Raw genomic sequence first — 9,681 nt, forward strand, 5'->3', positions numbered from 1 at the left:
GGCTGAGTACGCGCGCATCCCTCTCGCCGACGGCACCCTGGTCGCAACGCCCGCATACCCCGCCGATGACCTCATTGCCCCGCTGCTGGCCGCATCCGACGTTCTTGGTACGGGTTGGTATGCCGCGGTCGCCGCGCAGGCTGGCCCCGGTCGCACCATTGCCGTCGTCGGTGACGGCGCAGTGGGGCTCTGCGCGATCCTCGCCGCACGGCAACTGGGGGCCGAACGGATCATCGCCTTCAGTCGTCACCCCGAGCGGCAGGCGCTCGCGCGGTCGTTCGGAGCGACCGACATCGTCGAGGAACGGGGCGACGATGGCGCAGCGAGGGTGCGAGAGCTCACTAACGGATATGGTGCGCACGGTACCGCCGAAGCGGTGGGCACACAGCAGTCCATGTCGCAGGCGATTCAGTCGACCCGGCCTGGCGGGTACGTGGGCTATGTCGGAGTCTCGCACGGGGTGGAGCTGCGGGGCATCGACCTGTTTTTCAGAAGCGTGCACCTGCACGGCGGCCCTGCACCCGTGAGGCATTTTTTGCCGACATTGATAAAGCTGATCGGCGACCGCGCTATTGACCCTGGCAGGGTGTTCGACCTCACTGTGCCCCTTGAGGATGCCGCCGAAGGGTATCGAGCCATGGACGAGCGCCGCGCCATCAAAGTCATGCTCACGCTGTAGGACATGCGCACGTTGTAGAACTCTGCGCACGTTGTCGAACTCTGCGCACGTTGTCGAACTCTGAGCAAGCAAAAACCCCCGCACACTGTGCGGGGGTTTTCTGTGGTGGGCCCTACCGGGATCGAACCGATGACATCCACGGTGTAAACGTGGCGCTCTACCAGCTGAGCTAAAGGCCCTCATGATTCGCGATGCGAACCGGTCACCAATACTAGCGTGCCGCACGCGAACCGATGACCATGCTATGCGATTGCGGCGAGTGCTTCGCGGTAGGCGGCGAGGTCGCGGGCCTGCCCTGGTGCCGTCTGGAAGGCGGCGCGAACGACGCCGTCGGTGTCGATGAGGAAGGTTGCGCGCGTCGCAATCCCGGCTTCTTCGATGAACACGCCGTATTTGCGGGCGACTTCACCGTGCGGCCAAAAATCGCCGAGAAGCGAAAAGTCATAGCCCTCCTGCTCCGCAAACACGCGGAGGGTCGCCTTGTTGTTAACCGAGATAGCGAGGAGTTCAACATTGGCGTCGGCGAACATCGCGATGTTGTCGCGCAGCTCGCACAATTCGCCCGTGCAGGTGCCCGTGAATGCGAGCGGGTAGAAAACCAATGCGACGGGCTTCTTGCCAGCAAATGCCGACAGAGACACCGACTCGCCAAACTGATTCTGCAGCTCAAAATCTGGGGCGACGGTACCGACATCAACTGTCATAGTGCATCCTTTGCGTGGGCGTGAAACGGAGGGGAATCCTGGCGACATGGTATCCATCGCTGTGGGAACCATCCAAATGAAAGCCCGTTTGAGTTACTAGGATGAGGGAGCCGCGCAAGGCGGAGACCGTGACAAACGGACTCGCAGTCGGCATCGAATGTACTCAATAACCAGAACGAGGCAATCCGTGTCAATTCACGATCAGGACCCGTACTCGATGAACCATGTCGACTCGGATCCCCAAGAGACAGCAGAGTGGCAGGAATCCCTCGACGGACTCGTTGAGGCCCAAGGGCGGGGTCGCGGCCGCGACATCATGCTGAGCCTTCTCAAGCGCTCCAAAGACCTTCAGCTTGGTGTTCCGATGGTCCCCACCACCGACTACATCAACACCATCGCTGCCGAAAACGAACCAGAGTTCCCCGGTGACGAAGACATCGAGCGCCGCTACCGCGCCTGGATTCGCTGGAACGCCGCTATCACGGTGCACCGCGCCCAGCGGCCCGGCATCGCGGTCGGCGGTCATATCGCCAGCTACGCCTCTGCCGCATCCTTGTATGAGGTCGGCCACAACCACTTCTTCCGCGGCCAGGATCACGAGTCCGGCGGGGACCAGATCTACTACCAGGGCCACGCCTCCCCCGGCATGTACGCCCGTTCCTTCCTCGAAGGACGCCTCGGCGAAGAGCAGCTCGACAGCTTCCGCCAGGAGAAGTCTCGCGCCCCCTACGGCCTGTCGTCGTACCCTCACCCGCGTCTCATGCCGAACTACTGGCAGTTCCCCACGGTCTCCATGGGCATCGGCCCCATCAACGCCATTTATCAGGCGCAGACCAACAAGTACCTGACCAACCGTGGCATCAAGGATGTTTCGGATGCCCAGGTCTGGGCCTTTCTCGGCGACGGCGAGATGGACGAGGTCGAGGCTCGTGGTGCACTGCAGCTCGCCGCCAACGACGGGCTCGACAACCTCAACTTCGTGGTCAACTGCAACCTGCAGCGCCTCGACGGCCCCGTGCGCGGCAACGGCAAGATCATTCAGGAGCTCGAGAGCTTCTTCCGTGGCGCTGGCTGGAATGTCATCAAGGTGATCTGGGGCCGCGAATGGGATGAGCTCCTCTCTCGCGACAGCGATGGCGCCCTCGTCAACCTCATGAACGTGACGCCTGACGGCGACTACCAGACCTACAAGACCGAGGATGGCGCCTATGTGCGCGAGAACTTCTTCGGCCGCGACCCTCGCACCCTCGACCTGGTCAAGGACTACACCGACGACCAGGTGTGGGGGCTCAAGCGTGGTGGCCACGACTACCGCAAGGTTTATGCAGCGTTCAAGGCCGCGACCGAGCACAAGGGCCAGCCCACCGTGATCCTGGCGCACACCATTAAGGGTTACGGACTCGGTAAGTCGTTTGAGGGGCGCAACGCGACCCACCAGATGAAGAAGCTCACGCTGCCCGACCTCAAGCAGTTCCGCGACGAGATGCGCATCCCGATCACCGATGCTCAGCTCGAGGCCGACCCCTACAAGCCGCCGTTCTACCACCCCGGCAACGACGACGAGGCCATCCAGTACCTGCACGAGCGCCGCCGCGCGCTCGGCGGCTATGTGCCCGAGCGGCGCTCAAAGTACACGCAGGTGAGCCTTCCTGAAGAGAAGACCTACGACGTCGTCAAGCGTGGTTCTGGCAAGCAAGAGGTCGCCACCACAATGGCGTTCGCTCGTCTCCTCAAGGATTTGCTGCGCTCCAAGGACTTCGGTCACCGCATCGTGCCGATCATTCCGGATGAGGCTCGCACGTTTGGCATGGACGCCTACTTCCCCACAGCCAAGATCTACAACCCCAACGGCATGCATTACACGTCGGTGGACCGTGAGCTTCTTCTGGCCTACAAGGAGAGCGTGCAGGGGCAGATCCTCCACGTTGGCATCAACGAAGCAGGCGCTGTCGCGGCCTTCACCGGGGTGGGCACGTCCTATGCCACCCACGGCGAGCCGCTCATCCCCGTCTACGTCTTCTACTCGATGTTCGGGTTCCAGCGCACGGGCGACGCCTTCTGGGCCGCCGGCGACCAGATGGCTCGTGGCTTCGTCATTGGCGCGACCGCAGGCCGCACCACGCTTACGGGTGAAGGCCTGCAGCATGCCGATGGACACTCGCCGCTGCTGGCATCCACGAACCCTGCTGTCGTCAGCTACGACCCCGCCTGGGGCTATGAGCTCGGCCACATCGTGCGCGCAGGACTTGAGCGCATGTACGGGGGAACGCACCCCGACCCCAACGTCATGTACTACCTCACGGTCTACAACGAGCCGCTTCTGCAGCCCGCCGAGCCGGAAAATCTGGATGTTGAGGGCCTGCTTAAGGGCATGTACCTGTTCAAGAAGTCCGAGGCAGCGGGCCCGAAGGCTCAGCTGCTCGCCTCTGGCGTTGCGGTGCCGTGGGCGCTTGAGGCACAGGAGCTTCTCGAAGCGGACTGGGGCGTTTCGGCCGATGTCTGGTCGGTGACGTCGTGGAACGAGCTTCGCCGCGATGGCGTCGCAGCAGAGGAGCACAACTTCCTCCACCCGCAGCAGGAGAAGCGCGTTCCCTATGTCACCGAGAAGCTTGCCGGTGCCGAGGGGCCGATCGTTGCCGCTACGGACTTCATGCACTCCGTGCCTGACCAGATCCGCCAGTTCGTGCCCAATGACTTCGCCACCCTTGGGGCCGATGGGTTCGGATTCTCCGACACCAGGGCTGCGGCGCGACGCTTCTTCCACATCGACGGTCCGTCGATCGTGGTGCGCACGCTTCAGTCCCTCGCCCAGCGCGGTCTCGTAGAGGCCGATGTCCCGCTCCGCGCCATCGAGAAGTACCGTCTTCTCGATGTCACCGCGGGCACCTCCGGCAACGCCGGCGGCGAGAGCTAGGCGCAAACACCAGATGGCCGCACCCCGCACCAAGGAGCAGACGCTCGCCTGGCTCAAGACTGTGTCAGGCGAGCTCGCCACCGCGACTCTCAAACGACTTGAAGACACCCTCTCCTGGTATGGCGACATGCCACCGGGGCGTCGTTCGGCCGTGGGTATGGTGGCGCAGAACGGCATCACCTCGTTCATTCATTGGTATGACGACCCCAGCTCGACGCCGTGGATCGCGGCCGATGTGTTTGGTGCGGCCCCTCGGGAGCTCCTTCGCTCGGTGAGCCTCACCCAGACTCTGCAGCTGATCAAGGTCACGGTCGAGGTCGTTGAAGAGCGGGTCAAGGGCAAAGACGAGTCGCTCCGCGAGGCGATCCTCTTGTACTCCCGCGAAATCGCCTTCGCAGCAGCCGATGTGTATGCCCGTGCTGCTGAGGCTCGTGGACTGTGGGATGCGCGTCTCGAAGCGCTCGTCGTCGACTCGATCTTGAGTGGCGAATACGACGACGAACTGCCCAGCCGAATCGCTGCCCTCGGCTGGCATGGCCACGGCGAGGTTTCGGTTCTTGTCGGCACCGCCCCCAAGATGCTCGACGTCGACATGCTTCGGCGCACCGCCCGCCACCTCGATTCGGATGTTCTCATCGGGGTGCAGGGAAGCCGCCTGGTGCTCGTCATCGGCCGCTCGACCCCTGCGGCATCCGCACCCGTGGAAGAGGGCGGAACCCCCCGGGTCACCTTCTTAGAAATCGCGAAGGCCCTCGAGCCCGGATTCGGCGATGGCTACCTCATTCTCGGAATTGAGGTTGCCTCGTTGGTCGAGGCCTCCCGCAGCGCCAAGGCAGCGCTTGCGGGATTCGCAGTCGCTCGGTCATGGAGAAACGCCCCGCGACCGGCGCTGGCCGACGATCTGCTGCCCGAGCGCGCTCTCGCTGGCGACCCACTCGCGCGATCGACCCTGATCAACCGCATTTACAAGCCTCTGCAGGCTCATTCGACAGAGCTTCTCGGCACCCTCTGGTGCTACCTCGATAACGGCAGGTCCCTTGAGGCAACCGCCCGCGAGCTCTTCGTGCACCCCAATACGGTGCGGTACAGGCTCAAGCGGGTTTCCGAGGTCATCGGCTGGGATGCGACGGGTGCGCGGGAGTCGCTCATTCTCCAGGCTGCCCTCATCGTGGGGTCGATCGCGGAGACAGAGCACCTTCCGCGCCGTCGCTCCACGCACTAACCCACCGAGTGGAGCCGCGGTAGTGTGACTCCGCACACAAAGCTTTGGCGTGATCTTCGTCGAAATGCGCAGCATAAATCTGCTCAGGATTGGGAAACTAGATAAGTGATTGTCATCGTCTGCCCGGGACAGGGCTCCCAGACCCCCGGATTTCTCGAGCCCTGGCTCGCAGACTCCCGCTACGCGAGTCAGCTAGCGCGATACTCCGAGGCTGCCGGAATGGATCTCGCCGCCCACGGCACGACGTCCGATGCCGACACCATTAGGAACACCGCAGTCGCCCAGCCGCTGATCGTGGCCGCAGGCCTCCTGGCGCTCGGCAGCATTCTGGAGCAGCGGCGCGACGCTATTGGCGGAATCGCCGGCCACTCCGTCGGCGAGTTCACGGCAGCAGCCGGTGCTGGCATCCTCAGCGACGACGACGCCATTCGGCTCGTCACAGAACGCGGCGCTGCCATGGCGGATGCTGCTGCGGCCTCGCCCACCGGCATGAGTGCGGTGGTGGGCGGCGACGAGACAGAGCTTCTGGCACGCCTCGAGGAGCTAGGGCTCGCTCCCGCCAACTTCAATGGTGGCGGACAGATCGTCGTCGCCGGCGATCTGGCGGCCCTCGAAGCACTCAAGAGCGACCCGCCCGCCGGGGCACGGGTCATCCCGCTTCAGGTGGCCGGGGCCTTCCACACTCAGCACATGGCCCCCGCCGTCGACCGCCTTCGCGCGGCAGCCGCATCCATCACTCCGCACGCCCCTACCCTGCCCATCTGGACCAATCGCGACGGAAGCCCCGTCGATGACGGCGCAGCCTTTGTCGACCTTCTTGTCGGGCAGGTGTCATCGCCCGTGCGCTGGGACCTCACGATGGAGACGCTGGGTGCTACTGGCGTCACCGGCATCATCGAGGTTGCCCCAGCGGGTGCTCTCGTGGGACTCGCCAAGCGCGCCCTTCGCGGTGTGCCGACCGTGGCCATCAAAACCCCTGACGACCTCGCGGCCGCCTTCGACCTCATCGACGGGAAGTAACTCGTGCCTACTCTTATTCAGTCAACGGGCCCCCAGTTCACCCGCATCCTCAGCTACGGCGCGGCCAGGGGCGATGTGGCCGTACCAAACGAGGATCTCGTCGGCCCCATCGACTCCAGCGACGAGTGGATCCAGCAGCGCACGGGCATCGTGACCCGCACCCGCGCCTCCGTGGGAATCCTCGCAATCGATCTGGCAACAGAAGCGGCTCAGGAGGCGATTGCGAAGTCCGGCATCGCGCCTGAGCTCATCGACCTCGTGATCATCGCCACGATCAGCAACGTGCAGCAGACCCCGTCGATGGCTGCAGTCGTGGCCGACCGGGTGGGCGCAAACCCCGCTGCCGCCTACGACACCAACGCGGCGTGCGCAGGGTTCAGCTATGCGGTGACGCAGGCGGATGCTCTCATCCGCAGCGGCGCCGCCCACTACGCCCTCGTGATTGGCGCTGAAAAGCTCTCCGACGTTGTGGACCCGACCGACCGCTCGATCTCCTTCCTTCTGGGGGATGGTGCCGGAGCTGTCGTCATCGGTCCGAGCGAGTTTCCTGGAATCTCTGCTCCTGTGTGGGGCTCTGACGGCTCCAAGGCTGCCGCGGTCGGCATGAACGCGACCCTCGTTGACTACCGGGACGGCGACGCCAAGTGGCCGACGCTGCGCCAAGAAGGGCAGACGGTTTTTCGCTGGGCGGTATGGGACATGGCCAAGGTTGCCCGCAAGGCGCTTGAGGTCGCGGGGATCACTGCCGACGACCTGGCCGCATTCATTCCTCACCAGGCAAACATGCGCATCATCGACGAGTTCGCCAAACAGCTGAAACTGCCCGAAACCGTGCTCGTTGCCCGCGATATCGCCACGACTGGAAACACCTCGGCGGCCTCGATTCCGTTGGCCACCCATCGCCTGCTGCAGGAGCATCCTGAGCTCAGTGGTGGCCTCGCCCTGCAAATCGGATTCGGCGCTGGGCTCGTCTTCGGCGCCCAGGTCGTGGTTCTGCCCTAAACTTGCCCACGGTCAAACGACACCCTCAAGGAGAAAAACACATGGCATTGTCCACCGAAGAAGTTCTGGCCGGCCTCGCCGAGCTGATCAACGATGAGACCGGAATCGCAACCGACACGGTTGAGATGGGCAAGTCGTTCACCGACGACCTCGACATCGACTCCATCTCGATGATGACCATCGTCGTCAACGCAGAAGAGAAGTTCGACGTGAAGATCCCGGACGACGAGGTCAAGAACCTGAAGACCGTCGGCGACGCCGTCAACTTCATCGTCGCAGCCCAGGGCTAGATCCCGACGTAGCGCGGATCGGCCCGGGGTCTCCCGGGCCGATCACGCCGCAACGCCACAGATACAAGCCGATTGAGAGTTTCGTAATGACCAAAAAGATTGTCGTCACCGGCCTCGGAACGACCTCCCCTCTTGGAGGCTCCGTCGGTGACACCTGGAAAGCCCTTCTGGCCAAGGAATCCGGCGTTTGCCCGCTCGAGCAGGAATGGGTGGAGAAGTACGAGCTGCCCGTCACGTTCGCTGGCCAGGCCCGAGTGCCCGCCGCCGACGTGCTGGAGCGAGTCGAAACCAAGCGTCTTGACCCGAGCAGCCAGTTCGCCCTGATCGCTGGCCGCGAGGCCTGGGCAGATGCGGGAGCACCGGATGTTGACCCCGAGCGCATCGGCGTCGACTTCGCGACGGGAATCGGTGGCGTGTGGACCCTCCTCGATGCGTGGGACACCCTGCGCGAAAAGGGACCCCGCCGCGTTCTGCCCATGACTGTTCCCATGCTCATGCCGAACGGCCCTTCGGCTGCCGTGAGCATGGAAATCGGCGCCCGCGCCTATTCGCGCACTGTCGTCTCGGCCTGCGCCTCTGGCACGGAGTCGATTGTCAATGCGTATGAGCACCTCCAAGCCGGCTACGCCGACATTGTTGTTGCAGGCGGCTCAGAGGCCGCCATTCATCCGCTGCCGATCGCGGCATTCGCTGCCATGCAGGCACTCTCGAAGCGCAATGACTCCCCCGAGACGGCCTCTCGCCCCTACGATCTCAGCCGCGACGGCTTCGTGCTCGGCGAGGGCGGCGCAGCACTCGTGCTCGAAACCGAGGAGCATGCCCTCGCCCGTGGTGCCCGCATCTATGCGGAGCTCACAGGAGGCGCCGTGACGAGCGATGCCTACCACATCACTGCCCCAGACCCGGCGGGTTCTGGTGCAGGCCGTGCGATGCGCGCTGCAATCGAGCAGGCGGGCGCGTCGATCACCGACGTCACCCACATCAACGCTCACGCAACGAGCACGCCGGTGGGCGACATCGCGGAGTTCAACGCCATCAAGGCGATCTTCGGGGAGCACACTGCCAACATTGCGATCTCGGCGACGAAAGCATCCACCGGTCACCTCCTGGGCGGCACGGGGGCTCTCGAGGCGATCTTCACGGTGCTCGCGCTTCACGAGCGCCTCGCCCCTCCGACGCGCAACCTCACAGAACAAGACCCTGCGATTGAGCTAGACGTGGTCACGGAGCCTCGCCCCCTCGGAGACGGCCCCCTGTTCGCGCTGAGCAACTCCTTCGGCTTCGGTGGCCACAACGCCGTCGTCGCGTTCCGCAGCTACTGAGATAGGCGCGGGCCTCTATGCGCATTGCGATCGTTAGCGACTACTTTCTCGACTACGTCGGTGGAGCGCAAACATCGATGCAGCAGCAGAGGCTCGCCCTGCTCGAAGCGGGCCACGAGGTCGTGATGGTTTCCGCCGTTCGCGGCGGATCCGGGCGGTATCACCGCACGGCAGAGGGGCTCACGATCAAGCCAGCGTTTACGCTGCCTGGCCTGCTGCTGCCGGTTATCCCCAACAACGACGCAACTCGGCGCAGGCTCCGCGCCCTCTTCGTTCACGAGCGCATCGATGCCGTGCACGTGCAGACGGAGTTCGGCCTCGCCCACGCTGCTGCGGATGTCGCTGCCGAGCTCAAGATCCCTACCCTGCACACCGTTCACACGTTTTATTGGGCGAGCGAGGGAGCCAACGCCGCCGTCGCCCCCGTCATCCGTTACCTCCTCGGTCGACTCACAGGCACTCGACTTCCTCGCGTTGCGCTCAGCGATCGTGCGTCGGACAACGTGCTGCGCAACCTCACGCTCTCCA

General features: G+C 64.0%; 9 protein-coding genes and 1 tRNA gene. 8 read left to right on the top strand and 2 right to left on the bottom strand.

The window, feature by feature from the left end:
• On the top strand, positions 1–679 hold a 679-nt coding region (locus AC062T_RS12370; RefSeq protein WP_476030458.1), incomplete at its 5' end, for a zinc-binding dehydrogenase.
• A 103-nt stretch (positions 680–782) separates the two neighbouring features.
• Here AC062T_RS12370 and AC062T_RS12375 read toward each other — a convergent pair.
• Positions 783–858, bottom strand: a tRNA-Val gene (locus AC062T_RS12375).
• A gap of 63 nt (positions 859–921) precedes the next feature.
• Positions 922–1,383 carry a peroxiredoxin gene (locus tag AC062T_RS12380; protein ID WP_108996881.1) on the bottom strand — a complete coding sequence of 154 codons (462 nt, stop codon included), beginning with the start codon at positions 1,381–1,383 and terminating at the stop codon, positions 922–924.
• 187 nt (positions 1,384–1,570) lie between these two features.
• Here AC062T_RS12380 and aceE point away from each other — a divergent pair, with 187 nt between their 5' ends.
• The 7 genes from aceE to AC062T_RS12415 all read left to right on the top strand — a co-directional run.
• Entirely contained in the window at positions 1,571–4,297 is a 2,727-nt protein-coding gene (gene aceE, locus AC062T_RS12385) for a pyruvate dehydrogenase (acetyl-transferring), homodimeric type (RefSeq protein ID WP_476030460.1), read from the top strand.
• A 13-nt stretch (positions 4,298–4,310) separates the two neighbouring features.
• Entirely contained in the window at positions 4,311–5,519 is a 1,209-nt protein-coding gene (locus AC062T_RS12390; RefSeq protein WP_108516680.1) for a PucR family transcriptional regulator, read from the top strand.
• 105 nt (positions 5,520–5,624) lie between these two features.
• The gene (locus tag AC062T_RS12395) at positions 5,625–6,539 is read left to right on the top strand and encodes an ACP S-malonyltransferase (protein ID WP_476030463.1); all 915 of its coding nucleotides are present in this window, start codon (positions 5,625–5,627) and stop codon (positions 6,537–6,539) included.
• 3 nt (positions 6,540–6,542) lie between these two features.
• Positions 6,543–7,541: a beta-ketoacyl-ACP synthase III gene (locus tag AC062T_RS12400; RefSeq protein ID WP_476030465.1), complete on the top strand. Its 999-nt coding sequence runs from the start codon at positions 6,543–6,545 to the stop codon at positions 7,539–7,541.
• A gap of 41 nt (positions 7,542–7,582) precedes the next feature.
• Positions 7,583–7,831: an acyl carrier protein gene (locus tag AC062T_RS12405; protein WP_108516685.1), complete on the top strand. Its 249-nt coding sequence runs from the start codon at positions 7,583–7,585 to the stop codon at positions 7,829–7,831.
• 86 nt (positions 7,832–7,917) lie between these two features.
• Positions 7,918–9,153 (top strand): beta-ketoacyl-[acyl-carrier-protein] synthase family protein, encoded by a 1,236-nt coding sequence (locus tag AC062T_RS12410; protein WP_476030467.1) that lies wholly within the window; start codon positions 7,918–7,920, stop codon positions 9,151–9,153.
• A 17-nt stretch (positions 9,154–9,170) separates the two neighbouring features.
• A partial coding sequence (locus AC062T_RS12415; protein ID WP_476030469.1) for a glycosyltransferase occupies positions 9,171–9,681 on the top strand: 511 nt, incomplete at its 3' end.

Source organism: Homoserinimonas sp., assembly GCF_056262345.1.

What these genes read in the sequence shown, in the direction of transcription:
- AC062T_RS12380 (WP_108996881.1), bottom strand. Translation starts at nt 1,383, where the DNA reads ATGACAGTTGATGTCGGTACCGTCGCCCCAGATTTTGAGCTGCAGAAT.
- AC062T_RS12390 (WP_108516680.1), top strand. Translation starts at nt 4,311, where the DNA reads ATGGCCGCACCCCGCACCAAGGAGCAGACGCTCGCCTGGCTCAAGACT.
- AC062T_RS12405 (WP_108516685.1), top strand. Translation starts at nt 7,583, where the DNA reads ATGGCATTGTCCACCGAAGAAGTTCTGGCCGGCCTCGCCGAGCTGATC.
- AC062T_RS12410 (WP_476030467.1), top strand. Translation starts at nt 7,918, where the DNA reads ATGACCAAAAAGATTGTCGTCACCGGCCTCGGAACGACCTCCCCTCTT.